We start from the raw sequence: 24,661 nt of genomic DNA on the forward strand, positions 1-24,661 counted from the left end.
CCACCGTTCAGACCTCGGCCCTCCCCCATCGGGAGGAGGCATAAGGAGGCCTAACTCGTGGCTGTCGACCGGCCAGGGAAGTCGGGTCATTCCGTTGTCCTGTCCTGCCGGTGGAAGATCTCCCACCGGTATCGCGCCCAGCGATAGGCGTCGAGAACCGAAATCGCGTAAATGAAAAAGCCGCCGGCGAACCGCCCGACGAGGGAATGCTCCGGCGTCGTCAAATGGTAGCTGACCCAGCCGAGGCTGAGCATCGAAAAAGCCATCGTGAGGCCGCGCGTCGCCGTACCGTTGACGACCTGTCCCATGCCCGGCAGCGCAATCGCCACCGCGAGCACGAGATAGGGATGAAACGGCGGCTTGAGCGGCCGCTGGTCAGACGGCGAGCGCCGGTTCGTGCCGTCGGTCATCAGCGTCGTGTCGTTCATTCTGCCGAGATCCTTCTGTCCGCCCATCGGCCAAGGTCTGGTGCACGGCAATCGCCTGATCGAGCAGCCGCTGTACGAGCGCGGCGGGCACAGCGACATCTTTGAACTCCGCCTGACGCAGCACGAGATAATGCGCGCGGGTTGCCTGATTTGCCTGATAGACGATTCGCACGCCGCGTGGCGTGACCAGCAGCTCCTTGGTCTTCGGGTCGTCGAATATGGCGATATGGGGGGTCAGCAGGTGCATCGGCGGCATCTGCTCGGGCGCGTTGGTTCGAAGCGAGGCGTGCGGCGGCCATCCTGGCGGAATCTCGATTGCCGTATCCAGGCCGGCGGAGGGCGAAAAGAACTCGGTGTTCAGCGGTCGCGCCAGGAGATCGACGATCCCCTTGTAAGGGACCTCGCCATGCACCGTGACCAGCAGCCAGAGCGACGGAAGCTTGCGGACGGCGACATGATCGACGATCGGCTCGAGCCGCACCCGATAGCCGCGGTAATGTCCCGCCAGCACCGGAAAGTCGATATCATCCTGCGTCACCCGATAGCTGTCGAAGAGCGGCAGGCAGGCGTCGAAGAAACGCGTCCGCGTTTGCTTGATGGTCGCACGATGCCGACGGTGCATCAACCAAAGCACCGTTATGAAGGTAAGCGCAAGCGCCAGGATCTCGTACCGCATCGCACGACCTCGGTCAGGAATCGACCGCTATGGGCAAGGGCCGACCACTCGTGAACAATTCCGCCTCATCGGACGATGGTGACCGGGCAATGGGCCTTGCTGACGACCGCGCCCGCCACCGACCCGAGCAGCAGCCGGGCCGCTCCGGTCCGGCCGCTCGACCCTGCGATGATCTGGTCGAAGCGATTCGTCTCCGCATAGGCGACGATCGCCTCTGCGATGTCGCGTCCGACCGCCGTGACGCATCGAACATCGTCGAGACCGGCCTGCTTGGCCATAGCGGCGGCGGCGCTCAGTTCCTGATGAATCATCGCGTCGCCCGCCGCCAGGATCTCCTCGTCCCAGAAATAGGTCTTCGAGGCCCGTTCCGCGGAGACCGTGGTCACCGTCAGAAACGTCAGATGAGCATTCAGCTTCTTGGCGATATCGACCGCGTAGGCCACGGCCTTCTCGGAGGGGCGCGATCCGTCGGTTGCGCAGAGCAGTTTCATGGCAATCTCCCTCACGCGCCCCTCTGTCAAGGCTTCCGTCAGTAGCCGAGCGGTCTTGGCCACGGCATCGTGAACTGGTCGCCCCGCCGGACATATTTATAGCGGTGGAAGGCGAACCAGAGCGACACGACGATGTAGAACCCAATCATCGCCAGAAGCTGCACGCCATAGCCGAGGAACACGGCGAAATAGGTCGCCGTGCACAGGCTCAGCAGCACGATGGCCGGGAGCGGATGCCAGGGATGCACATAGCCGCGGCGAATGGAGCCCAACGGCCATTTCTTGCGGAACTTGTGCATGTTGATCGGCATGAAGGTGTAGCCGAGCAGCCCCGACAGGATCGAGAAAGTGATCACCTGGTCGAGCAGCCCGGTGAAGGCGAACGACACGGCGATCGGGATCAGAAACAGGATCGCGCGGAACGGCGTACGATAGCGCGGATGCACCGCTCCGAACCAAACCGGCATGTAGCGATCGCGCCCCATCGAGAACCAAGCACGCGACGCGTCATTGATGCAACCATTGGCCGATGCGACCGCCGAGAAGATCGTGCCGACGAACAGGAAGACGTGCAAAACCGTGCTGCCGGTCAGCGTCGAGGCGGTGTAGAGCGGCGCCAGATCCTGACCCAGATACTCCCAGGGAATAAGACCAGTCGTGATGTACCAGGTGAGGGACGCCGCGATCAGCAGGGTGATGATGCCGCTCATCGTGCCGAGCGGCAGCGCCCGACCCGCCGAGCGGACTTCCTCCGCCGCTTGGCAGGTGCCTTCGATGCCGAGATAGTACCAGATGCCGAACTGGAATGCGGCGAGCACGCCGATCCAGCCATAGGGAAGGTCTGTTAGCAGACCCTGATGCTGAAGCACCGCACCCGGATTCCACGGCTGCACTCCGATAAACAGAATCACGATCGAGGTGAACGCGGCAGCCGTGATGACGAAGTTCACGCTCAAGGTCATGAACACGCCGCGGTAGTTCAACAAAGCGAGCAGTGCGATGGTCAGAACGACGAAGGGACGCGGATCGAGACCGGGATGCCCGAACTGCGCCGCCGCGATCGCGATCAGGTCGCCCGTGACCAGCGCGTCGGCCGCCTCGAGCATGGTGTAGGCCATCACCAGATACAGGCCGACATTGAAGGCCATCAGTGGGCCGATCGTATGCTTTGCCTGTGCATATTGGCCGCCTGCGGCCGCCACCGTCGAGGTGACTTCCGAATCGATCATGGCGACGCAGGTGTAAAGCAGGCCGATCACCCAGCAGGCGATCAGGGAGCCGAAGGCGCCGCCCTTGCCGACCGAGAAATTCCAACCCATGAATTCGCCGACGAGGACGATGCCGACGCCGAGCGCCCAGACATGGGCGGGCCCGAGAACTTTCAGCAGATTGATGCGCTGTGGTTGCGCTTGGCCGAGAGCCTGGTCCGTCATGGGCCTAGCCCTCCCGACCGGGCCGGCCTGCGGCCGCCGGGTCCTCGAGCAGTTCGTCGATACCTTCCTGTGAGCTCATCAACAGACTCTCGTCGAAGTCGCGATTGACCTTGATCGCGTCGGCCACCATCCAGAGCAGGATCAGCCCCGATGCGATCCAGGCCGCGTAGCTGGCAATATCCCAGATATCCATACCTAAAATCCCCTTTGGAACCCTTTCGATCGACGGCGGAGAGCTATCGTCGCGCGTCGAATTTCTCGGCGATCACCTCTCGGTATTCCTTCTCGGACATCGTCACCAGGAAGATGAAATAGCCGATGATGGCGATCGCCGTGATCAGCAGGGACAGTGGCGCGATACTGTAGTCGAAGCGCGTGGTAATAATCTCCGCCGCCGCTTCAACGTCGTAACCGAGCTTTTCCCATTGCGCCTGCATGGTCGGGTTCTGGCCGAGCGACTCCCAGGTGAGGCCCTGCCAGGTTACGGTGCCATCCTCGGCCTCGATCTGCGTGACCCCGTCGGGAAGCACCGTTTCGGTCGCACCGCCGGTGAGCCCCAACAGGATCGGCAACAACAGCGCCGCATAGACCAGCGCCATCAGGAAGAACGAATCGATGAACTGCCCCAAGCCGCTCTGCTTGGGGGGATCGTATTTCTGAGCCATGAGTCGCCTCACTCTGCGGGTTGTCGGACACCGCCTTGAACCGACGCCGCGGCACGGCGCTCGTCGAGGTGGCGAATGTCGAGACCGTAGATGAACTCTTTATCGTGCGCGTAGTGGCGTACCATGGCGAAGATCGCAGCGGTATTGAACACCAGCAGAACGATCGCGCTCACCACCATCACGGTCCGAACACCGTCGCTAGGGGCAAGGGGATAGATCGAAAAGAACACGAACCCAACAACGAGCCAAAGCACGAGCACGAACCCCCAGGCAAAGAGGCGATCGCGCAAAAACATGGCATCGATGCGGGAAGCGAGATTGGCTGTCATCAACAGTATCCTTCCCTGTTGCGTTGCGTGACTGCGCAACCAGCGGAGCTTCTTGTTGACGACCCCATGAGAGGGCCTGGCCCGGCTCCTTGCTGTTCGTTAGGGATGTTTGTTTCCCTGACGTAAACTTTAATTCCCGCGATGAGAATTAAGTCGCTACCCTGAGGCTCCAGTCGAATGTTGTCTATCGCCCATTTGGCGGAGAGGCACATAGCCATTCGATGGTACAAATCGGATCGTATTAGGGGGAAGCATCCTCCTATCGGGGGGTGCATACTCCCCAGTCTTGCGCTAGGCTTCGCGACCCAGCGATAGAGTCGAAACGGTGCCTTCCGAACCGATCGACATGCAGGAGGTCGACCATTCCAAAGCAGACGCAGTCTTCCCTCGCTTGGTTGCTTGACGCGATCTCCGGCCTGCCGCAGGCAGGAATGGAGGCCGTCGACCTGGGCGAGCGGGAGGCGTCGCAGGTCGACCGCCTGTTCGAGGCGATCGCCAACTATACCTACGACTGGGAAAGCTGGATGGGCGATGACGGTCGGCCACGCTGGATCAATCCGGCGGTCGAGCGCATGACGGGCTACACGGTCGCCGAATGTCACGCCATGTCCGACTATCCATTGCCGCTCGTTCACGAGGACGATCGCGCCGACATGGCCGCCCACCTGCGAAACGCGGCGGCCGGCCTGAGCGGCAACGACATCACCTTCCGCATCCGGCATCGGGCCGGCGAGATCCGGTGGGCGGCGGCATCCTGGCAGAGCGTGCTCGACGAAGACGGCCGGTCGTTGGGCTATCGCACCAGCATACGCGACATCACCAGGCGCAAGCAGGCTGAGAATGCCTTGCAGGAGGCGCATGCGGAGGCCGATCGCGCGAATCGGGCGAAGTCACGGTTTCTCGCCGCCGCCAGCCATGACCTTCGACAGCCGCTGCAGGCGATCAGCATGTTCGTGTCGGCGCTGAAGAGCACCGCGAGCGGGCCGGCGAACGAGGAGATCATCGCCGCCCTCGAGGATTCGCTGCGCGCGACCAACGGCCTTCTTGACTCGCTGCTCGAGATGTCGCGGCTCGACGCAGGCGTCCTCGAGCCAAAGCCGCGCGATTTCGCGATCGGCGATCTGCTCGACCGCATGGAGCATGAGTTCGCGGGTCCGGCCGCGGAGAAGGGCATCGGCCTTCGTGTGGTCGCGTCGAGCGCCTTCGTCCATAGCGACCCGACCCTGCTCGATCGGATGCTGCGCAATCTTGTCTCCAATGCGGTCCGCTACACCAGCAAGGGCCGCATCCTGATCGGCTGCCGTCGGCGCGGATCGACCCTTCGGGTCGAGATCTGCGACACCGGCATCGGCATTCCCGCCGACAAGCTCGATGCCATCTTCGAGGAATTCTTGCAGCTCGGGAATCCGGAACGGGACCGGACCCGCGGCCTGGGACTGGGACTCGCGATCGTTCACCGTCTGGCGAAGCTGCTCGGGCACCGCATCGACGTCCGGTCCGAGCCGGGCCGAGGGTCGCGCTTCGCCGTCGAGATGCCCGTCGCCCATGCCAGCGCACCGGTCGGACGATCGACCGAGACGGCCGCGGACAGCCTCGCCGGCGCCTTGCTCGTGGCCATCGACGACGAAGCGATGCAGCTTCGCGCCATGAGCGAGGTCTTCCGGCGCTGGGGCTGCGTCGTGATCGCCGCCGTCTCCGCCGCCGAGGCGATCGATAAGCTTTCGAGTGACGGTCGGGTGCCGGCCGCCGTCATCGCCGACTACCGGTTGCGCGATGGCGCGACCGGGGTGGAGGCGATTAGCGCGATCGGCAGCAGCGTGGGCCGCCCGGTACCGGGCATCATCCTGACCGGCGACATCGAGCCGGTCCGTTTGCAGGAAGTGGTGGCGACGGGGCTCGTGCTGCTGCACAAGCCGATCGACGCGGAGTCGCTCCGCCAGGTGCTACAGAGGCTCGTTGGGCAAGACGCGGATTAGTTAGAGCGCCGAAGGGCCGCTCACACCGGCGATTTGTCGGTGAACTCCGGCTGCGGCCATCCCAGATCGGCGGCCACCATGGCGGCCTGGGTTCGGTTCGCCACGTTCAGCTTGCTCAGGATGATCTTCACATGCGCCTTCACGGTGCTCTCGAGCAGCCCGAGATTCCGCGCGATCTCCTTATTCGACTGCCCGCCCATCAGCAGCGTCAGCACATCGCGCTGGCGCGGCGTCAGGGTGCTGAGAGGATTGTCCGACGACAGCCGCAAAGGGGGGTTTCCGGCACCACCGACCCAGCGGCGCTGGCGATCGAGAAACGCGTCGGACGGGATGTAGGTCTCTCCGGCAAGGACCAGTGACAGCGCATGCTTCAGCGTTTCGTCGCTCGCCGACTTGAGGATATAGCCGCGTGCCCCGGATTCGATCGTGCGGACGATATCGTCAGGATTGGAGATGGCGGAAAGAATCACGATCGGTGCCTTGGGAAGACGCTGCGCCAAGGCCTGCAGCCCCTTCAGCTGCTCCATGCCCGGCATCGCGAGGTCGCAGAGGATGAGATCGAGATCCGCCTGCTCGTTGGCGATTCGCAAAGCGCCGTCGGCGTCCGCCGCCTCGACCGCATCGATGTCGTCATAAAGGCTCGACAGCAGGAGCCGGAGGCCCCGACGGAAGAGCGTATGGTCGTCGGCAATGAGCACTTTCATGACGAAGCGGCTTCCTGACCCGCGGAACGGAACGTTCTGTTGGCAATCATCCGAGCGACCGGGCGACACATTCGCCAAGTAGGTCGGTTGGAGTCATGCAATCCTGGAGGACACTGAGATCTTCATCTGCCGAAGATAGATCCAGCCCCGACGCGGCACAAGCGGAGTCCCGCCCTGGCCCTTTTGGGGCCGGCCTCGGTCGATCCGTCGGATGGCGGCCGGCCTCGCCCGGTCTTGATGCGACGACGCCGGAAGACGAAGCGAAGAAGGGGACGGTGCGATCACACCGTCCCCTCCCGTCGCTTTACCGCCGGACCGGGACTACCGAACCCGGCCTTCCTTCCAGGCCTGGAGAAGCTGGTCATAGGGCACGGTCTCGCCCTGCGGCTTCTCGTTGGCCAGCTTCGGCTTCGGTGCGCCGGGCTGGTCGAGCCAGTACTGGGCGTCCTGCTCCTCATTGAGCTTCGGCGCGCATTCCTCCATGCCCGCCCGTTCGAGGCGCTGCAGCACCCGGTCCATCTCCTCGGCCAGGTTGTCCATCGCTTCCTGCGGTGTCCGCTCGCCGGTGACGGCCAGCGCGACGTTCTGCCACCAAAGCTGCGCCAGCTTCGGATAGTCGGGCACGTTCGTGCCGGTCGGCGACCAGGCGACGCGGGCCGGGCTGCGATAGAACTCGACCAAGCCGCCGAGCTTGGGCGCGGCGTCGGTCATCGCCTGGCTGTTGATGTCCGACTCGCGAATCGGCGTCAGGCCGACCAGCGTCTTCTTCAGCGACACCGTCTTCGACACGACGAACTGGGCATAGAGCCAGGCCGCCTTGCGCCGCTCGAGCGGCGTGCTCTCCAGCATGGTCCAGGACCCGGCATCCTGATAGCCGAGCTTCATGCCCTCCTCCCAGTAGGGCCCATGCGGCGAGGGCGCCATCCGCCATTTCGGCGTGCCGTCCTCGTTGACCACCGGCAGGTCGGGCTTGGTCAGCGCCGCAGTAAAGGCGGTGTACCAGAAGACCTGCTGGGCAATGTTGCCCTGGCCGGGCACCGGTCCGGCTTCGGAGAAGGTCATGCCGGACGCTTCCGGCGGCGCATACTGCTTCAGCCAGTCGATATATTTGGTCAGCGCATAGACCGCCGCCGGGCTGTTCGCGCCACCACCGCGGGTCACGCTCGAGCCGACCGGATGGCAATCCTCGACCCGGATGCCCCATTCATCGACCGGCAAACCGTTCGGGATGCCCTTGTCGCCCTCGCCGGCCATTGACAGCCAGGCATCGGTGAAGCGCCAGCCGAGCGACGGGTCCTTCTTGCCGTAATCCATATGGCCGTAGACGCGAACGCCGTCGATCTCCTTCACGTCATTGGTGAAGAAGTTGGCGATATCCTCATAGGCTGACCAGTTGACCGGAACGCCCAGCTCGTAGCCATACTTCTCGCGGAACTGTTGCTTGAGGTCTTCGCGCGCGAACCAGTCGGCGCGGAACCAATAAAGATTGGCGAACTGCTGGTCGGGAAGCTGATACAGCTTGCCGTCCGGCCCGGTGGTGAAGCTCTTGCCGATGAAGTCGTCAATGTCGAGCGTCGGCAGCGTGACGTCCTTCCCCTCGCCCGTCATGAAGTCGGACAGCGGGATCACCTTGCCATAGCGGAAATGCGTGCCGATCAGGTCGCTGTCGTTGACATACATATCATAGACGTTCTGTCCCGACTGCATCTGAGTCTGCAGCTTCTCGATAACGTCGCCTTCCTGGATCAGATCGTGAGTCAGCCTGATCCCGGTAATTTCGGAGAAGGCCTTGGCGAGAGTCTCCGATTCATAGACATGCGTGTCGATGGTCTCGGAGACGACGTTGATCTCCATGCCAGCGAACGGCTTCGCCGCATCGACGAACCATTGCATCTCTTCGAGCTGCTGCTCGCGCGTGAGTGTGCTCGGATTGAACTCGGAATCGATCCACCGTTCCGCCGCCGCCATGTCGGCCTCGGCGGGGCGTGGATCGACCATGACGGCCGCGGCGATCGCGAACATCGCGACGCCGGTCAGCAGCGCCCCCTTATCAAGAATTCGAGAACGTTTCCTCTGCATTTGCATTCTGTTCTCCCTCATTGCCCCTTCGCTTTTCTTCATCGGCGTGGATCGCGGTGCACGGAAGGGGATTATCCACCGCCCGGGGCGACACCCGGTTCTCCGAAGCCGAATTCAGCCCCAGCGCATGACGCCGGCCAGATAGAGCACCGACAGGACGACCGCACCCCACTGCGTCCAATCGGTGAGGCCGAGCCAGGCGAGATTGATGAACGCGCTGCCGAGCAGGCCGATGAACAGGCGATCGCCGCGCGTCGTCGCCATCGGCAGGAAGCCGCGCCGCGGCACCGAGGGGGAGGCCAGCTCCCACAGGGTCATCGTCGCCAGGATCAGCGCGATGACGACGAAGAACACAGCGGTCGGCAGCGTCCAAGCCATCCATTCCATGGGCCACTCCCCTCGTCACACTCGTCCCAGGGCGAAGCCCTTGGCGATGTAGTTGCGGACGAACCAGATCACGAGCGCGCCCGGCACGATGGTGAGCACGCCGGCCGCCGCCAGCACTCCCCAGTCCATGCCCGCCGCGCTGACCGTTCGCGTCATGGTGGCGGCGATCGGCTTGGCGTCGACCGTCGTCAGGGTCCGCGCAAGCAGAAGCTCCACCCAGCTGAACATGAAGCAAAAGAAGGCGGTCACGCCGATTCCGGACCGGATCAACGGCAGAAACACCCGGACGAAGAAGCGCGGGAAGGTATAGCCGTCGAGATAGGCGGTCTCGTCGATCTCACGCGGCACGCCGGACATGAAGCCCTCGAGGATCCAGACCGCGAGCGGCACGTTGAACAGCATGTGGGCAAGCGCCACGGCGAGGTGGGTGTCGAACAGGCCGATGGTCGAGTAGAGCTGGAAGAAGGGTAGCAGGAACACCGCCGGTGGCGCCATCCGGTTGGTCAGCAACCAGAAGAACATGTGCTTGTCGCCGATGAACCGGTAGCGTGAGAAGGCATAGGCCGCCGGCAAGGCCACCAGCACGGACAGCACCGTATTGATGCAGACATAGATGATCGAGTTGATGTAGCCGCTGTACCAAGCCGGGTTGGTGAAGATCTCCACGTAGTTCGTCAGGGTGGGATTCTCGGGGAGCAGCGAGAAGCCGACGAGGATTTGGTCGTTCGTCTTCAGCGACATGTTCACCATCCAGTAGATCGGCAGGAGGATGAACAGGAAGTAGACGATGAGGGCGAGGCTGCGCTTTCTCATTACCGGGGTGCCCGACCTAGGTTTTCGATCACGGTGTAGAAGATCCAGCAGAACAGCAGGATGATCAGGAAATAGATGATCGAGAAGGCGGCTGCCGGGCCAAGGTCGAACCGCCCCACGGCCAGCGTCGTGAGGAACTGGCTGAGGAAGGTCGTCGAGTTGCCGGGCCCGCCGCCGGTGAGCACGAAGGGTTCGGTATAGATCATGAAGCTGTCCATGAACCGCAGCAGCACGGCGATCATCAGCACGCCGCGAAGCTTCGGCAGCTGGATGTAGCGGAACACCGCCCAGGCGGAGGCGCCGTCGATACGCGCCGCCTGATAGAAGGCGTCGGGAATGGCGCGCAGGCCGGCATAGCAGAGCAGCGCCACCAGCGGCGTCCAATGCCAAACATCCATCACCAGCACGGTCAGCCAGGCGTCGAACGGCTCGGCCGTGTAGTTATAATGAATGCCGAGCCGATTCACCGCGACGCCGGCAAGGCCGATGTCGGGGCGGGCGAAGATCTGCCAGATCGTTCCGACGACGTTCCAGGGAATCAGCAGCGGCAGCGCGATCAGGACGAGACAGAGCGAGGCCAGCCAGCCGCGCACAGGAAGCGCCAGCGCAATCGCGATGCCGAGCGGAACCTCGATCAGCAGAACCCAGAAGGAGAACAGGAGCTGCCGCTGCAGCGCCTCGTGCAGGTCGCGGTCCTGGAGCACCATCTCGAAGAATTCGGTGCCGACGAAAACGCGGTTATAGGGCCCGAAGATGTCCTGGACCGAATAGTTCACCACGGTCATCAGCGGGATGATCGCGCTGAAGGCGACGGTGACGAACACGGGCAGGACCAGGAACCAGGCCCGGTTGTTCGGGATCTTCTTCATTGCCCCGCCTCCACCACCTTCCCATCCGCATAAAGCCGCGTCCATTCCGGCGGAAAGATCAGCCAACCGGCATCGCCGGCGATTTCCGCCTCCTCGGGCAGCTTGACCTTCAGCATCTGGCCGTCGAGCCGGGCGGTCATGATCTTGAAATTGCCGAGATCCTCGACCACGGCGATGTCCGCCGGCACGGCACCCGGCTCGGCGGTCGTGGAATAGCGAAGGAACTCCGGCCGGATGCCCAGAGTCAGCTCACCGCCGACAGCGCTTGCCTGGGCTGCCAATTCCGGCGCCAGCGGAATGCGGTGATCGCCGACGCGCGCGGCGCTCCCTTCCAGCCGGCACGGCAGCAGGTTCATGCCCGGGCTGCCGATGAAATAGCCGACGAAGGTATGGACAGGGTCCTCGAACAGCGCCTGCGGCGTGCCGAGCTGCACCACCTGGCCGTCGACCATCACCACCACCTGATCGGCGAAGGTCAGCGCTTCGACCTGGTCGTGCGTGACGTAGATGAGGCTGAGCCGGAACTCCTGGTGGATCTGCTTCAGCTTGCGACGCAGGATCCATTTCAGATGCGGGTCGATGACGGTGAGCGGCTCGTCGAACAGGATCGCCGCCACATCCTTGCGCACCAGCCCGCGGCCGAGCGAGATCTTCTGCTTGGCGTCGGCCGCCAAGCCGCTCGCGCGGTTGCGGAGATCGTCCGTCAGCTCCAGCATCTCGGCAACCTCTTGCACGCGCGCCCGGACCTCCGCCTCGCCGACCCGCCGGTTGCGCAGGGGGAAGGCCAGATTATCGAACACGGTCATCGTGTCGTATATGACGGGGAACTGGAACACCTGGGCGATGTTGCGCTGCTGCGGCGGCAGGTCGGTGACGTCGCGACCGTCGAACAGCACCCGGCCGTGGCTCGGCCGGATCAGGCCCGAGATGATATTGAGAAGCGTCGTCTTGCCGCAGCCGGAGGGGCCGAGCAGCGCATAGGCGCCGCCATCCTCCCAGACCATGTCCAGGGTCCGCAGCGCGTAGTCCTCAGGCCGTTCCGGCGCCGGCTGATAGCTATGGGCGATATCCTTCAGCTCGATACGTGCCATCAGGCTGCTCCGCTGACGGTGCCGGGCTGGCGCTCAGGCGCGGCGATCAGCCGCCCGTCGGCATCGAAGGCGAACAGGCGCTGCGGATCGAGATGGAGGGCAACCGTCTCGCCGATACGATAGCTATGGACGCCCGCGGTGTGCGCGACGATGGCAAGATCATTGTGCCGCCCATGGATGAAGGTTTCCGACCCGCTGATCTCGGCCAGCTCGACCGTCGCCGGAATCGCGATGTCGGCCGGCGAGGACGGCGCCAGGGCGACATGGCTGGCCCGCACGCCGAGCCGGCAGGGGCCCGGCGGAAGCGCCCGCATATGGGATGGCAGGGGGAACGACAGATCGGGCGAGAGCCGCACGACGCCGCTGCCGCGGCGTTCGATGGCGACCGCCAGAAGATTCATCGGCGGATCGCTGAAGATCTCTCCGACGCGGACGGAGGCCGGCCGGTGATAGACATCAAGGGTCGCGCCGAACTGGATCAGTCGACCGGCGTCCAGCACCGCCGCCTGGCCGCCGAGCAGCAGCGCCTCCTGCGGCTCGGTCGTGGCGTAGACCACGGTCGTGGTGTGGCGCGCGAAGATCTCGCGCATCTCGGCGCGCATCTCCTCGCGGAGCTTGTAGTCGAGATTGACCAGCGGCTCGTCGAGCAGCAGCAGATCGGCCTCCTTGACCAGCGCCCGGGCGATGGCCGTGCGCTGCTGCTGACCGCCGGACAGCTCGCCGGGCAGCCGATCGAGCAGCTTGTCGATATGCATCATCTCGGCGACCGCAAGGACCTTGCGGTCGATCTCGGCCGCGCTCAGCCGTCGCCCGAGGCGGAGCGGCGAGGCGATGTTCTCGTAGACGGTAAAGGAGGGATAGTTCACGAACTGCTGGTAGACCATCGCGACGCTGCGCCCGCGCACACCCAGGGAAGTCACGTCGCGGCCGTCGATGCGGATCTTGCCAGAGGTCGGGTGGTCGAGACCCGCCATAAGCCGAAGCAGCGACGTCTTGCCGGCGAGCGTGGGTCCCAGCAGCAGATTGAACGACCCCGGCTCCAGCGTCAGGCTGATGTCGTCGAGATGCATCGACCGGCCGACCCGCACGCCGATGTGATCGAGCACGAGCTTCATCGTGCCCCCGCCTGCGCCAGAGGCGGCGCCTCGCTCAACCATGCCTCCAAGGCGGCGCGCGTCGCCGGCGCGACATGCAGCCCGAGCTTCGAGCGGCGCCACAGGATGTCCTCCGCGGTTCGCGCCCATTCATTGGTGATCAGATAATCGACTTCGCGGCCATAGAGATCTTCGCCGAAATGCGGCCCGAGATCGGCCATCCCGCCGGCGCCATCGAGCAGCCGGTCGGCGCGGGTGCCGTAGGCGCGCGCATAGCGCCGCGCCAGCGCGGCAGGCAGCCACGGGAACCGGGCGCGGAACGCGGCCAGGAAATGGTCGAAATCGGCCTCCGGCATGTCGCCGCCCGGCAGGGGCACCTGCGCCGTCCAGGACGGGCCCATCGCGGGAAAGCGGGGCTGCAGCTTCGTCAGCGCATGCTCGGCCAGCCTCCGATAGGTCGTGATCTTGCCGCCGAACACCGACAGGATCGGCGCCCCGCCGGCCTCTTCGAGGTCGAGCACATAGTCGCGGGTGACGGCGGATGCGCTCTGCGCCTCGTCATCATAGAGGGGGCGAACGCCGGCATAGGTCCAGACCACATCCTGCGGCGCAACCTGCGGAATGAAATGGCGGTTCACGACACCGCACAGATAGGCGACCTCGGCGTCCGAGATGCTGACGCTCGCCGGATCGCCGTCGAAGGCGATATCCGTGGTGCCGATCAGGGTATAGTTCCGCTCGTAGGGGATCGCGAAAATGATGCGGCGATCCTCGTTCTGCAGGATATAGGCATGCTCCCCGTCATAGAGCTTGCCGACGACGATGTGGCTGCCCTTGACGAGACGGAGCCGGTGTTGCCCGCGACTCCCGAGCGCCTCATCGACGAACGCGGCAGCCCAGGGGCCGGCGGCGTTGATCAGCGCCCGCGCCCGGACGGAGTCGCGCTCGCCGGTCGCCACATCCTCGATCACCGCCTCCCAAAGATCATTGCGCCGTTCGGCGGCGATGCAGCGCGTCCGCGGCAGGATTCGCGCGCCCCGTTCGGCGGCGTCGAGCGCATTCAGCACCACGAGGCGCGAATCCTCGACCCAGCAGTCGGAATAGATGAAGCCCTTGGTCAGCGAGCGCTTGAGCGGCGCACCGACGGGATCGCGCCTGAGGTCGACGCCGTGCGAGCCGGGCAGGCGCTTGCGGCCGCCGAGATGATCGTACAGGAACAGGCCGAACCGGATCATCCAGGCCGGCCGCAGCGACTTCTCGTGCGGCAGAACGAACCGCAGCGGCCAGATGATGTGCGGCGCCTGGGCGAGCAGCACCTCGCGCTCGATCAGCGCCTCGCGTACCAGCCGGAATTCGTAATATTCGAGATAGCGCAGGCCGCCATGGATCAGCTTGGTGCTGGCCGACGAGGTCGAGCTGGCAAGGTCCGCCTGCTCCACCAAGACCGCACTCAAGCCCCGACCGACCGCATCGCGGGCTATCCCGGCGCCGTTGATGCCGCCGCCAACCACCAACAGGTCAACGATCGCGTCGACCGGCAAGGCTCGTCCTCCCGTCGCGCCTGCGATCCCGTTCGCCTCCGCAAAGGCGCCTCGGCCACAGGCATTGCAAGCTTTGCCGGTCAGGCTAATGCGCGCCGATAATTTTCACAATCGAAAATTCACGGCCGCGATGTTTGCGGAAAGGAAAATCAGTCGGCCGCATCGATTGGCGCTGCGGCCGTGTTGTATCCGGCTTCCTCGGCCTCGTCGGCGACATAGAGGCGGACGCCGCTGGCGGCGAGCAGTTCGGCGACCGGCGCCGGCGGTGGCGCATCGGTGAAGAAGGCGCTGAGGTCCTGGAGCCTGCCCAGCCGCACCATCGCATTGCGCCCGAACTTGCTGTGGTCCGCGGCAAGGAAGACCTGGCGCGCATTGGCGATGATGGTCTGCGACACGCGGACCTCGCGATAGTCGAAATCGAGGAGCGCGCCGTCGGCGTCGATTCCGCTGATGCCGATGATGCCGTAATCGACCTTGAACCGGTCGATGAAATCGACCGTCGCCTCGCCGATGATCGCGTGGTCGGCGCTACGAACCACCCCGCCGGCGACGATCACCTCGAAATCCTTCTTCTGCGCCAGCGTGCTGGCGACGTGGAGATTGTTGGTGATCACGCGCAGGCCATGATGCTTCAGCAGGGCCCGGGCGACTTCCTCGGTCGTCGTGCCGATATTGATGAACAGCGACGCCTCGTCCGGGATGTGGCGCGCGACCATGGCGGCGATGCGCCGCTTCTCCGCGAGGCAGAGGATTTGACGCGTCTGGTAGGCGGTGTTCTCGACGCTGGACGGCAACCCGGCGCCGCCGTGATAACGGCGCAGCAGGTCGCGGTCGCACAGCGCGTTGATATCCCGCCGGACGGTCTGGGGCGTGACCGCGAAATGCTCCGCCAGCGCCTCGATCGAGACAAAACCACGCCGCCGTACCAGATCGACGATTTGTTCCTGACGCGAATTTTGAGGCATGGCCGCCGATCCTGCTCCGAATGCACAGTCTAGCCGGTTGCGAATGTTCGCAAAACAACAAAGATCGGGGATCTCGCGCATCTGCGCGTTGCGCTTTTCGCTTCCGAAGCCGGCGCCTTGACAGGGCTTCGGCCGGCCCGGATCATCCAGTAATCTAAGAGATAGGGAGGTTCGGCCATGGCGTCCCCGCGCATGGTCCTGGCGATCGACCAGGGAACGACCAGCACCCGGGCGATTCTGTTCGACGACAGCGGCATGGCGGAGGCCGCCGTCCAGCAGGAGCTGCCGCAGATCTATCCGGCGGACGGCTGGGTCGAGCATGATCCGGAGGAGATCTGGCGGGCGACCCTGGCGGTCTGCCGCGGCGTTCTCGACAAGGCGCGCCTGGCGCCGACCGACGTCGCCGCCATCGGCATCACCAACCAGCGCGAGACGACGGTGCTGTGGGACCGGGCGACGGGGCGGCCGCTGCATAATGCGATCGTCTGGCAGGACCGGCGCGGCGCGGCGCTGTGCAGGCAACTCGCCGCCGACGGTCACGAGCCGCTGGTGCAGGCGCGCACCGGGCTGCTGGTCGACCCCTATTTCTCGGCGACCAAGATCGCCTGGATTCTAGATAATGTCGCCGGCGCGCGCGACGCGGCGGAGCGCGGCGACGTGGCATTCGGCACGATGGACAGCTTCCTGCTCTGGCGCCTCACGGGCGGCAAGGTGCATGCGACCGACGCGACCAACGCCGCGCGCACCATGCTCTACGAAATCCACAAGCAGGATTGGGACCAGGAGCTCCTGAAGATCCTGAACATCCCGCCGCAGATTCTGCCCCGGGTCCTCGACAATGCCGCCGATTTCGGCACGACCGAGAAGGATCTGCTCGGCGGCCCGCTGCTGGTCGCCGGCATGGCGGGCGACCAGCAGGCGGCGGTCGTCGGCCAGGCCTGCTTCGCGCCCGGCATGATCAAGAGCACCTACGGTACCGGCTGCTTCGTGCTGCTGAACACCGGCGAGCGGGCGGTGCCCTCGCAGAACCGGCTGGTGACCACCCTCGCCTACCGGCTCGACGGCAGGCCGACCTATGCGGTCGAGGGCAGCATCTTCGTCGCCGGCGCGGCGATCCAATGGCTGCGCGACGGGCTGAAGCTGATCGCCGCCGCCGGTGAGAGTCAGGCGCTCGCCGCCAGCCTCGCCGGCAATAGCGGCGTCTATCTCGTCCCGGCCTTCACCGGCCTGGGCGCGCCCTATTGGGACCCGGAGGCGCGCGGCGCGATCTTCGGGCTCACCCGCGACGTCGGCATCGCCGAGATCGTGCGCTCGGCGCTCGAGGCGGTCTGCTACCAGACCCGTGACCTGATGGAGGCGATGGCCTCGGACGGCGCAGCGCAGGGCACCGAGCCGCCGACCACCCTCAGGGTAGACGGTGGCATGGTGGCGAACGACTGGGTGATGCAGTTCCTCGCCGACATCCTCGACCTGCCGGTCGAGCGTCCAGTGGTGACCGAGACGACGGCCTTGGGCGCCGCCTATCTCGCCGGCCTCAAGGCCGGGATGTTCCAGTCGACGGATGACATCGCCCAACGCTGGCAGATCGACCGCGTTTTTCAGCCGCGTATGTCGGCCGATCAGCGCGAGTCGCTCTATGCCGGCTGGAAAGAGGCGGTGGCGCGGGTGCAGACGCAGGCAAAATAGACTGGGAAAGCAAGCCCGATCATCGAAGAAGAAATCCGCTTCCCAGCGAATCGTCGGGCTCGACGGTGAAGCGGCAGCTCCCGGTGTAGTAAGCTTGCCCGCCAACCTCGACGGTGACGGCGTCGAACGGGCCGGCCGTCGTGCGAGCGACCGCCCGGCCGGTGAACCGCGCGCCGGTGACGCTTTCGAACAGACGTTCCTGCCCCAGTTCGATCAGCCCACGGGCATGCTGCACAGCGATGCGCGCGGTGACGCCGCTGCCTGTGGGGCTGCGGTCGACCTCGCGCTCGGCGAAGACGCAGATGTTGGCGGTAGGCTCCGAGCCGTAGGTGTCGGAGCCGTCGGTCAGGATCGTGCCGTAGAGAAAGGCCAAATCCGGGTCGTCTGGATGGGAGAGTGGAATTTGCGCCTTCGCCGCCTCTGTCACGCGCACGGCCGCATCGACGAGATCGCGTACCGCCGAGCGGCGCACGTCCAGACCGAACACCGAAGCAGGCACGAGCGCATAGAAAGCGCCGCCATAGCCGATATCCACCATGATTCGGCCATGCCCCGGAACCTCCACCGGTGCGTCGAGCGCGAAGGCGAAGGCCGGCACGCTCTCGAACCGCACCGCGCCTGCCCGGCCGTTCTCGATTGCGACGCGGGCGCGCACGAGGCCGCAGGGGCATTGGATGTTGACCCGCGTCTCCGGCTCGCGGAGCGGAACCCGGCCGGTATCGACGGCCCAGCGGCCGAGCGCGATCACCGCATGGCCGCACATGGTGCTGTAGCCTTCATTGTGCATGAACAGCACGGCGAGGTCGACCTTCGGCAGGTTCGGCTCGACCGGGATAACGCCATACATATCGTAATGGCCGCGCGGCTCGAACATCAGCATGCGGCGCAGATGGTCGAGATGCTCGCGGGCGTGGCGCCGCTTGGCGAGGATCGTCGCGCCGGGAATCGGCGGATAGCCGGACGTCACGATCCGCACCGGCTCGCCGCCCGTGTGCATCTCCGTCGTTTCGATGACCAACGACTCCGAGTCCGCCATATCGACCTCTTGTGACGCCATGCGCCCGAAAGGGTACCCCTCGCCTTGGCGGCGGCGCAAGAAAGCGTCAAGATGCGATACCCGTCGCAACGGATCGGTATCGAAAGCAGGGGAGGCAGACATGGCCACCAACGTCCGGATTAACGGTCAGCGGCTGTGGGACAGCCTGATGGAGATGGCGCGGATCGGCGCGACGGCGAAGGGCGGCGTCTGCCGCCTGGCGCTGACCGACCTCGACCGGCAGTCGCGCGACCTCTTCGTGCGCTGGTGCAAGGAGGCCGGCTGCAGCATCACGGTCGACAGGATGGGCAACATCTTCGCCCGCCGGCCGGGCAAGGACGACTCGCTGCCGCCGGTGATGACCGGCAGCCACTTGGACAGCCAGCCGACCGGCGGCAAGTTTGACGGCGCCTATGGCGTGCTAGCCGGCCTTGAGGTCGTCCGCACGCTGAACGACGCCAACTATGAAACCAACGCGCCGATTGAGGTCGCGGTCTGGACCAACGAGGAGGGCTCGCGCTTCGCCCCGGCGATGATCGCCTCGGGCGTCTTCGCCGGCGTCTTCGACCTCGATTACGGTCTCGGCCGCGCCGACACCGAAGGCAAGACAATGGGCGAGGAGCTGAAGCGCATCGGCTATGCCGGCGATGCCGAGGTCGGCGGCCGCGACATCGGCGCCTTCTTCGAGGCGCATATCGAGCAGGGGCCGATCCTCGAGGCGGAGGGCAAGACCATCGGCGTGGTCCGAGGCGTCCAGGGTATCCGCTGGTACGAGATCACCGTAACCGGCCAGGAGGCCCATGCCGGGCCGACCCCAATGCCACGCCGCAAGGACGCACTGGTCGGCGCCGCCCGCATGGTCGAGGCGGTCAACCGCATCGGCCTGGAGAACCAGCCCGATGCCTGCGCCACCGTCGGCATGATGCAGGTGAGCCCGAACTCGCGGAACGTCATCCCCGGCACGGTCTTCTTCACGGCCGACCTCCGCCATCCCGACGCCGACACCCTGGCCGCCATGAGCGCCGCCTTGCAGCAGGAATGCGAGACGATCGCCGAGAAGGCCGGCCTGACGCTCGATTTCAACGAGATCTGGTACTCGCCGCCGGTCGGGTTCGCGCCGGAATGCGTGGCCGCGGTACAGAAGGCGGCCGACGACCTCGCGATCCCCAACCGCAAGATCGTCAGCGGCGCCGGCCACGATGCCGTCTATCTGTCGCGGGTTGCGCCCACGGCAATGGTCTTCGTGCCCTGCGAGAACGGCATCAGCCACAATGAGATCGAGAACGCGACGGCGGAGGACCTTGCCGCTGGCTGCGACGTGTTGCTGCGGGCCATGGTCGAGCGCGCGAACGCGGTGTGAGCCGATCCCTATGAGCCGATCGCCACCCCGTTCGAATCACGGATGCAGCGCCAAGTCCTTCGTCACCTTGTCCACATCCTTCCGGCCGGCATGAAGCGCCAGGCCGACGAGGTCCAGGGCATCGGTCGGCACCGCGGCGACGGCGGCTCGGTTGTCCGCGTCGTTCTTGGTGGCGAAGAGCTCATAGGTGTAGATCGAGACGCGGAGTCCCCGCTCGGTAGCTCTCCGCAACGCCTTGCCCAGCTCGTCGGCCCCGGCCGCGAACAGGAGGATGGGTTGGCGGACCAGCGGGCCATAGGCCCTTCCGGAGGCGTCCGCATAGGGCTCGCCGACGATCTCGGGGCTGGAGCCGGCGAGTCCGCCGGCCAGGAAGCAGGCGACATTGAGCTTCTGCCAAGTGGCGAGGTCCTCGCGGACGATGACAGCGATCTTAGTTTCATAGCGCATGGACAGGATCTTGCACGACAGCACCCTGCCCGGTCTTGAACGATCTTGCGGTCCGTCCCACGACTGGGTGAAGCTCGCCCCGTCGCGCCCCGGCCTGATGCGGATCGAGGCGTCCTTCGCGGGCCACGCCTACGACCCGCATCGGCACGATACCTATGCCATCGGCGTGACGGTGGGCGGCGTTCAGTCCTTCGACTATCGCGGGTCGCGAGCCGACAGCTTGGCGGGCCATGCCATCATCCTCCACCCCGACGAGGTCCATGACGGCCGCGCGGGGACGGAAGCCGGCTTCCGCTACCGGATGCTCTATCTGGAGCCCCGCCTGATCCAGGAGGCACTGGACTATAGCCGGAGCCTGCCGTTCGTAAAGACGGCGGTCTCGACCGACCGCCGTCTGCTCCGGGCGCTACATATGGCCCTCGACGACCTGGACCGGCAGCCGGAGGAGCTGGAGACCGACGGAACCGTCCTCGCCATCGCCGAGGCGCTGGCGGCGCTCGACCCTAGCGTGTCGGGCCGGTCGCACCCGGCAGCCTGTGCGCATGCCGTCACGAAGGCGCGGCAGTTCCTGGACGACAATCTGGACCGAACGGTCGGCTCCGGGGAACTCGAGGCCGTCACAGGGCTGGACCGCTATTTGTTGGCGCGCCACTTCCGTGCCATCCTGGGCACGAGCCCTTACCGTTACCTTGTAATGCGCCGGCTCGACCGGGCGCGGTTGCTCATCAGGGATGGGCGCTCCCTCGCTGAGGCCGCCATGGAGGCGGGATTCGCGGACCAGAGCCACATGACGCGCCACTTCGGGCGCGCCTTCGGGCTGCCGCCAGGTCGCTGGCGAACGCTGCAGAGCCGCCTCTCCGCCCGCTGATCGGGAAAATAAAAACAGTTGTGTGCGGTTTCGTCGACAAAACGCCGGCGCCGCAGATTTGCCGTCTTTCTTCGTCACCATCGAAACCGAAGGTCGACGCGGGCCCGATGCAGCCATGCCCTGCGCCTCCTACCGGCGACAGACGTCCGGCCAGTGAAACTGCGGCTGTGAAATTGCGTCTGTCGGAACGCAACTTTAAGCCGCGTCACGCAGTTAATCCTTACGTGTGCAAAAAGGATGACACAGGCGGTTTTAACCATCTTATGTTAACCATTCCTGGGCGATGCTGGACGGGCTGCCGGACCGAGGCGCGGGTGCCGGACGATTTGCCCGAAGCCCGCCGCAGGGCCGGTGAAATCAGGGCGACAAGGGGTTGATCCCTTACCCTACGCGGTCCACGTCAAGAGGGAGGTTGGAGAGCAAGAGAACGGATCACGGGAACCATAGGGAACAACGTCAGGCTCAGGGCTTTTAACCATTCGGTGTTTGGGAGTGGCCATGGACAAGCAGAAAGAAACGCGTTCGTTCGTCGAGCTTATCGAGAAAGATCGGAGCCTCCGCGAGGCCCAGTTCTGGCGCGGTAGTTTTCTGCAGTACCTGGAGAAAGTGAAAGAAGATCCGAGCGTCCGCGAGCTCGCCCATGCCCGGCTCTACGACATCGTCATAGGCCAGGGTCAAGAGGACCTTGCGAAGTCCGAAGATCCTCGAGTTCAGCGCCTGTTCGGCGACGATCCCGTCAAAACCTACAATTTTTTCAAGGACGAGTTCTTCGGCATCGAGCGCACGATCGCGCAGCTCGTCCGCTATCTTCATTCCGCCGCCCTGAAGGGCGAAGAGAGCCGCCAGATGCTCTATCTCCTGGGTCCGGTGGGCGCCGGCAAGAGCTCGCTGGCCGAGAAGCTGCGCCGCGGACTCGAGGAATCGGAGCCGATCTACGCGATCGAAGGCTGCCCGATGCAGGAGGAGCCGCTGCATCTGATCCCGCGGCATCTCCGCCGCGAATTCGAGAAGATGCTGGACGTGACGATCGAGGGCGATTTGTGCCCGATCTGCCGCTATCGCCTCGAGCATGAGTTCGACAACCGCTATGAGGAGGTGCCGGTCACGACGATCACCTTCTCGAAGCAGGCCCGGCGGGGCATGGCGATCGTGCCGCCCGTCGATCCGAACAATCAGGACACGTCGATCCTCATCGGCTCGGAGGATATCTCGAAGCTCGACCGCTATGCCGAGGGCGATCCGCGGGTGCTTGAGCTGAACGGCGCCTTCAACGCGGGCAACCGCGGCATCATCGAGTTCATCGAGATCTTCAAGAACGAGACCGAATATCTGCACACGATCATCACGGCGACGCAGGAGAAGTTCGTTCCCGCCCCCGGCCGGCATGGCACGGTCTATGTCGATACGGTGATCGTCGCGCATTCGAACGAGGCGGAGTGGCAGAAATTCAAGGCCGACCCGACGAACGAGGCGATTCTCGACCGTATCGTGCGGATCCGCGTGCCCTACAACCTCCGCCTGACCGAGGAGGTGAAGATCTATGACAAGCTGCTGAAGAGCTCGCGCTTCGACGCGCATGTGGCGCCGCATACGCTCGATATCGCGGCCATGTTCGCGATCCTCAGCCGTCTGACGCCGTCGACGAAGTGCGACCTGATGACGAAGCTGAAGCTTTATAACGGCGAGGAGGTCGTCGAGAAGGGCCGCACCAAGAAGGCCAATCTGGACGAACTCCGCGAGGAGGCGCGCTCCGAAGGCATGACCGGCATCTCGCCGCGCTTCATCATGAAGGCGCTCGATAATGCGCTGGCCGACAGTCCGGAAGGCGTCACGCCGATCCATATGCGCGAGGCCCTGATCAAGATGGTCAAGGAGGCGGACTTCCCGGACAACACGCGGAAGCGCTATCTCGAGTTCCTCCAGGACACCATCCACAAGGCCTATCTCGAGATCCTCGAGACGGAAATCACCAAGGCCTTCGTCTATGCCTATGAGGAGCAGGCGGAGGATCTGTTCCAGAACTACCTCGATCACGCCGAGGCCTACGTCAACAACGAGCGGGTCAAGGATCGCAACACCAAGGAAGAGCTGCAACCGGACCAGGTTTTCCTCCGCTCGATCGAGGAGCAGATCGCGATCATCGGCCCGGCCGCGGACGGGTTCCGGCAGGAAGTGATCGCCTATCTCTGGGCCGCCGGTCGGCGGGGCGAGAAGATCTCCTACAAGAGCTACGAGCCTCTGAAGGAAGCGATCGAGAAGAAGCTGACGAGCTCGGTGCGCGAGATCAGCCGGGTGATCACCAAGGCCCGCACGCGCGACGAGGACCAGAAGGACAAGTACGACTCCCTGGTCCACAACCTGTTCGAAAAGGGCTATAATGAATATTCAGCCGAGGTGGTGCTGAAATATGCGGCGAACAATCTGTGGAAAGATTAGTGCGCCTTTTTCCCCGTTGTCGCCGGGGCGTCGGCGGCGCCGTCACGGGCGCCGCCCACCAAAGGCCGAATCGGCCAGGTAGGCGACCATGAGTGCCGTGTTCCGTCCCTATTCCGCATCCGACTCGCTGCGATCCGACCGCAGCGCCACCGACCGGCTGCGCCATCGTCAGAAGGTGCGGCAGGCGATCCGCGAGAACATCGCCGATATCGTCGCCGAGGAGGCGATCATCACGCAGGATCCCGACCGCGTGGTGAAGGTGCCGATCCGCGGCATCAAGGAGTACCGCTTCGTCTACGGGAAAAACACGCCGCAGGTCGCCGCCGCCGGCGAGGGTGAGGTGGAAAAGGGTCAGGTGGTCGGCAAGTCGCAGGCGGAGGGCCCCGGATCCGGGGCCGGCGATGCCGGCGACCGGCCCGGCGTCGATTATTACGAGACCGACATCACGATCGAGGAACTGGTGGAGATCATGTTCGAGGATCTCCATCTGCCCGATCTCGAGCGCAAGAAGCTGCGCGAGAGTCTCGTGGTCCACGGCACGCGCCGGCTCGGCTACCGACGGGCCGGCATCCGGGTGCATCTCGACAAGCGGAAATCGGCCCGCCAGCGCATCCGCCGCAAGGTCGCGATTCACGGGCAACAGTCTGACGCGGAGACCGCTGAGCGGCGGTTCCCCTTCCATCGCGACGATCTGCGCTATCGCCGGCGCGTTCCGGACGTCACCGCCGAGTCGAACGCGGTTGTGATGTGCATCATGGACACCTCCGGCTCGATGGATGCGATGAAGAAGTATCTCGCCCGCAGCTTCTTCTTCCTGCTCTACCATTTCGTGCGAACCCGCTATCGCAATGTCGAGCTCGTCTTCATCTCGCATCACACGGAGGCACGCGAGGTGAGCGAGCAGGAGTTCTTCTATAAGGGCGAATCGGGCGGCACGATGCTGTCGTCCGGCTACGGCAAGGCGCTCGAGGTGATCCAGGAGCGCTATCATCCCTCGCTCTGGAACATCTACGCGTTCCACTGCTCCGACGGCGAGAACCTGCGGACCGACAATCCAGAGGCGCGGAAGCTGGCGCAGCAGCTTTGCCAGGTGTGCAACCTGTTCGGCTATGGCGAGATCAAGCCGCGCGCGTCTCTGTTCGGCCACAGCTCTATGCTCGACGTGTTCAAGGACCTGGACGCCGACAACTTCGAGGCCGTCGAGATCAAGCGCAAGGAAGACCTCTGGCCGAGCTTCAAGGCGCTTCTGCTCCACGAACGCAACCCCGAAGAGATGATGCCGTAGCG

General features: G+C 64.7%; 24 protein-coding genes. 6 read left to right on the top strand and 18 right to left on the bottom strand.

Annotated features, from left to right (window positions below):
- Positions 1-86: 86 nt before the first annotated feature.
- The 7 genes from DT069_RS14140 to DT069_RS14170 all read right to left on the bottom strand — a co-directional run bounded on the left by DT069_RS14140 (position 87) and on the right by DT069_RS14170 (position 4,022).
- Positions 87-428: a hypothetical protein gene (locus tag DT069_RS14140; RefSeq protein ID WP_425450235.1), complete on the bottom strand. Its 342-nt coding sequence runs from the start codon at positions 426-428 to the stop codon at positions 87-89.
- A complete protein-coding gene (locus DT069_RS14145; protein ID WP_425450236.1) occupies positions 376-1,104 on the bottom strand; it encodes a hypothetical protein in 729 nt (242 codons plus the stop codon). The genes DT069_RS14140 and DT069_RS14145 overlap by 53 nt, the downstream gene beginning before the upstream one ends.
- 65 nt (positions 1,105-1,169) lie before the next feature.
- The gene (locus DT069_RS14150) at positions 1,170-1,595 is read right to left on the bottom strand and encodes a universal stress protein (protein ID WP_119460948.1); all 426 of its coding nucleotides are present in this window, start codon (positions 1,593-1,595) and stop codon (positions 1,170-1,172) included.
- A 38-nt stretch (positions 1,596-1,633) separates the two neighbouring features.
- Positions 1,634-3,028 (bottom strand): APC family permease, encoded by a 1,395-nt coding sequence (locus DT069_RS14155; RefSeq protein ID WP_119460949.1) that lies wholly within the window; start codon positions 3,026-3,028, stop codon positions 1,634-1,636.
- Positions 3,029-3,032: 4 nt separating this feature from the next.
- Entirely contained in the window at positions 3,033-3,221 is a 189-nt protein-coding gene (locus DT069_RS14160) for a hypothetical protein (protein WP_119460950.1), read from the bottom strand.
- Between the two features lie 43 nt (positions 3,222-3,264).
- On the bottom strand, positions 3,265-3,693 hold the full coding sequence (locus tag DT069_RS14165; protein ID WP_119460951.1) for a hypothetical protein: 429 nt from the start codon (positions 3,691-3,693) through the stop codon (positions 3,265-3,267).
- A gap of 8 nt (positions 3,694-3,701) precedes the next feature.
- Complete coding sequence (locus tag DT069_RS14170) at positions 3,702-4,022, bottom strand: hypothetical protein (RefSeq protein ID WP_119460952.1); 321 nt, start codon at positions 4,020-4,022, stop codon at positions 3,702-3,704.
- Between the two features lie 431 nt (positions 4,023-4,453).
- Between DT069_RS14170 and DT069_RS14175 the strand changes: the two genes are divergently transcribed.
- Positions 4,454-5,998, top strand: a complete 1,545-nt coding sequence (locus tag DT069_RS14175; protein ID WP_119460953.1) for a PAS domain-containing hybrid sensor histidine kinase/response regulator — start codon at positions 4,454-4,456, stop codon at positions 5,996-5,998.
- A 20-nt stretch (positions 5,999-6,018) separates the two neighbouring features.
- Here the strand turns inward: DT069_RS14175 and DT069_RS14180 are convergent, their stop codons facing one another.
- From DT069_RS14180 to DT069_RS14220, 9 genes are all read right to left on the bottom strand, one after another.
- Complete coding sequence (locus DT069_RS14180) at positions 6,019-6,702, bottom strand: response regulator (RefSeq protein ID WP_119460954.1); 684 nt, start codon at positions 6,700-6,702, stop codon at positions 6,019-6,021.
- 321 nt (positions 6,703-7,023) lie between these two features.
- Positions 7,024-8,700, bottom strand: coding sequence for an ABC transporter substrate-binding protein (locus DT069_RS14185; RefSeq protein WP_425450244.1), 1,677 nt, complete (start codon positions 8,698-8,700; stop codon positions 7,024-7,026).
- Between the two features lie 195 nt (positions 8,701-8,895).
- Positions 8,896-9,168: a DUF2160 domain-containing protein gene (locus tag DT069_RS14190; RefSeq protein WP_119460955.1), complete on the bottom strand. Its 273-nt coding sequence runs from the start codon at positions 9,166-9,168 to the stop codon at positions 8,896-8,898.
- 15 nt (positions 9,169-9,183) lie between these two features.
- Positions 9,184-9,981, bottom strand: a complete 798-nt coding sequence (locus DT069_RS14195) for a carbohydrate ABC transporter permease (protein ID WP_119460956.1) — start codon at positions 9,979-9,981, stop codon at positions 9,184-9,186.
- Positions 9,981-10,850 carry a carbohydrate ABC transporter permease gene (locus tag DT069_RS14200; RefSeq protein WP_119460957.1) on the bottom strand — a complete coding sequence of 290 codons (870 nt, stop codon included), beginning with the start codon at positions 10,848-10,850 and terminating at the stop codon, positions 9,981-9,983. The genes DT069_RS14195 and DT069_RS14200 overlap by 1 nt, the downstream gene beginning before the upstream one ends.
- Positions 10,847-11,941, bottom strand: a complete 1,095-nt coding sequence (locus DT069_RS14205; RefSeq protein WP_119460958.1) for an ABC transporter ATP-binding protein — start codon at positions 11,939-11,941, stop codon at positions 10,847-10,849. The genes DT069_RS14200 and DT069_RS14205 overlap by 4 nt, the downstream gene beginning before the upstream one ends.
- Positions 11,941-13,056 carry an ABC transporter ATP-binding protein gene (locus DT069_RS14210; protein ID WP_119460959.1) on the bottom strand — a complete coding sequence of 372 codons (1,116 nt, stop codon included), beginning with the start codon at positions 13,054-13,056 and terminating at the stop codon, positions 11,941-11,943. The genes DT069_RS14205 and DT069_RS14210 overlap by 1 nt, the downstream gene beginning before the upstream one ends.
- On the bottom strand, positions 13,053-14,576 hold the full coding sequence (glpD, locus tag DT069_RS14215) for a glycerol-3-phosphate dehydrogenase (protein WP_119460960.1): 1,524 nt from the start codon (positions 14,574-14,576) through the stop codon (positions 13,053-13,055). Before glpD ends, DT069_RS14210 begins: the two co-directional genes overlap by 4 nt.
- 149 nt (positions 14,577-14,725) lie before the next feature.
- Entirely contained in the window at positions 14,726-15,541 is an 816-nt protein-coding gene (locus DT069_RS14220; RefSeq protein ID WP_119460961.1) for a DeoR/GlpR family transcriptional regulator, read from the bottom strand.
- 177 nt (positions 15,542-15,718) lie between these two features.
- On the opposite strand from DT069_RS14220, the gene glpK reads away from it, so the two are divergent.
- Positions 15,719-17,227 carry a glycerol kinase GlpK gene (glpK, locus tag DT069_RS14225; RefSeq protein ID WP_119460962.1) on the top strand — a complete coding sequence of 503 codons (1,509 nt, stop codon included), beginning with the start codon at positions 15,719-15,721 and terminating at the stop codon, positions 17,225-17,227.
- A gap of 19 nt (positions 17,228-17,246) precedes the next feature.
- On the opposite strand, the gene DT069_RS14230 is transcribed toward glpK, so the two are convergent.
- Positions 17,247-18,263: a proline racemase family protein gene (locus tag DT069_RS14230; RefSeq protein ID WP_425450237.1), complete on the bottom strand. Its 1,017-nt coding sequence runs from the start codon at positions 18,261-18,263 to the stop codon at positions 17,247-17,249.
- Positions 18,264-18,384: 121 nt separating this feature from the next.
- On the opposite strand from DT069_RS14230, the gene DT069_RS14235 reads away from it, so the two are divergent.
- A complete protein-coding gene (locus DT069_RS14235; RefSeq protein WP_119460963.1) occupies positions 18,385-19,623 on the top strand; it encodes a Zn-dependent hydrolase in 1,239 nt (412 codons plus the stop codon).
- Between the two features lie 36 nt (positions 19,624-19,659).
- On the opposite strand, the gene DT069_RS14240 is transcribed toward DT069_RS14235, so the two are convergent.
- Complete coding sequence (locus tag DT069_RS14240) at positions 19,660-20,070, bottom strand: DUF2000 family protein (protein WP_119460964.1); 411 nt, start codon at positions 20,068-20,070, stop codon at positions 19,660-19,662.
- A 10-nt stretch (positions 20,071-20,080) separates the two neighbouring features.
- On the opposite strand from DT069_RS14240, the gene DT069_RS14245 reads away from it, so the two are divergent.
- The 3 genes from DT069_RS14245 to DT069_RS14255 all read left to right on the top strand — a co-directional run bounded on the left by DT069_RS14245 (position 20,081) and on the right by DT069_RS14255 (position 24,659).
- A complete protein-coding gene (locus DT069_RS14245) occupies positions 20,081-20,938 on the top strand; it encodes an AraC family transcriptional regulator (RefSeq protein ID WP_425450238.1) in 858 nt (285 codons plus the stop codon).
- 498 nt (positions 20,939-21,436) lie between these two features.
- Complete coding sequence (locus DT069_RS14250; protein ID WP_119460966.1) at positions 21,437-23,374, top strand: serine protein kinase; 1,938 nt, start codon at positions 21,437-21,439, stop codon at positions 23,372-23,374.
- Positions 23,375-23,462: 88 nt separating this feature from the next.
- Entirely contained in the window at positions 23,463-24,659 is a 1,197-nt protein-coding gene (locus DT069_RS14255) for a YeaH/YhbH family protein (protein WP_119460967.1), read from the top strand.
- The last annotated feature ends 2 nt before the right edge of the window (positions 24,660-24,661 follow it).

It is taken from the genome of Virgifigura deserti (genome assembly GCA_003576685.1).
Taxonomy (GTDB): domain Bacteria; phylum Pseudomonadota; class Alphaproteobacteria; order Dongiales; family Dongiaceae; genus Virgifigura; species Virgifigura deserti.

Coding starts and splice junctions, on each gene's coding strand:
- DT069_RS14175 (WP_119460953.1), top strand. CDS start 4,454: ATGGAGGCCGTCGACCTGGGCGAGCGGGAGGCGTCGCAGGTCGACCGC.
- DT069_RS14240 (WP_119460964.1), bottom strand. CDS start 20,070: ATGCGCTATGAAACTAAGATCGCTGTCATCGTCCGCGAGGACCTCGCC.
- DT069_RS14155 (WP_119460949.1), bottom strand. CDS start 3,028: ATGACGGACCAGGCTCTCGGCCAAGCGCAACCACAGCGCATCAATCTG.
- DT069_RS14185 (WP_425450244.1), bottom strand. CDS start 8,700: ATGGTCGATCCACGCCCCGCCGAGGCCGACATGGCGGCGGCGGAACGG.
- DT069_RS14250 (WP_119460966.1), top strand. CDS start 21,437: ATGGACAAGCAGAAAGAAACGCGTTCGTTCGTCGAGCTTATCGAGAAA.
- DT069_RS14220 (WP_119460961.1), bottom strand. CDS start 15,541: ATGCCTCAAAATTCGCGTCAGGAACAAATCGTCGATCTGGTACGGCGG.
- DT069_RS14145 (WP_425450236.1), bottom strand. CDS start 1,104: ATGCGGTACGAGATCCTGGCGCTTGCGCTTACCTTCATAACGGTGCTT.
- DT069_RS14195 (WP_119460956.1), bottom strand. CDS start 9,981: ATGAGAAAGCGCAGCCTCGCCCTCATCGTCTACTTCCTGTTCATCCTC.
- DT069_RS14230 (WP_425450237.1), bottom strand. CDS start 18,263: ATGGCGGACTCGGAGTCGTTGGTCATCGAAACGACGGAGATGCACACG.
- DT069_RS14190 (WP_119460955.1), bottom strand. CDS start 9,168: ATGGAATGGATGGCTTGGACGCTGCCGACCGCTGTGTTCTTCGTCGTC.
- DT069_RS14140 (WP_425450235.1), bottom strand. CDS start 428: ATGAACGACACGACGCTGATGACCGACGGCACGAACCGGCGCTCGCCG.
- DT069_RS14165 (WP_119460951.1), bottom strand. CDS start 3,693: ATGGCTCAGAAATACGATCCCCCCAAGCAGAGCGGCTTGGGGCAGTTC.
- DT069_RS14200 (WP_119460957.1), bottom strand. CDS start 10,850: ATGAAGAAGATCCCGAACAACCGGGCCTGGTTCCTGGTCCTGCCCGTG.
- DT069_RS14255 (WP_119460967.1), top strand. CDS start 23,463: ATGAGTGCCGTGTTCCGTCCCTATTCCGCATCCGACTCGCTGCGATCC.
- DT069_RS14150 (WP_119460948.1), bottom strand. CDS start 1,595: ATGAAACTGCTCTGCGCAACCGACGGATCGCGCCCCTCCGAGAAGGCC.
- DT069_RS14180 (WP_119460954.1), bottom strand. CDS start 6,702: ATGAAAGTGCTCATTGCCGACGACCATACGCTCTTCCGTCGGGGCCTC.
- DT069_RS14205 (WP_119460958.1), bottom strand. CDS start 11,941: ATGGCACGTATCGAGCTGAAGGATATCGCCCATAGCTATCAGCCGGCG.
- glpK (WP_119460962.1), top strand. CDS start 15,719: ATGGCGTCCCCGCGCATGGTCCTGGCGATCGACCAGGGAACGACCAGC.
- DT069_RS14235 (WP_119460963.1), top strand. CDS start 18,385: ATGGCCACCAACGTCCGGATTAACGGTCAGCGGCTGTGGGACAGCCTG.
- DT069_RS14170 (WP_119460952.1), bottom strand. CDS start 4,022: ATGACAGCCAATCTCGCTTCCCGCATCGATGCCATGTTTTTGCGCGAT.
- DT069_RS14210 (WP_119460959.1), bottom strand. CDS start 13,056: ATGAAGCTCGTGCTCGATCACATCGGCGTGCGGGTCGGCCGGTCGATG.
- DT069_RS14160 (WP_119460950.1), bottom strand. CDS start 3,221: ATGGATATCTGGGATATTGCCAGCTACGCGGCCTGGATCGCATCGGGG.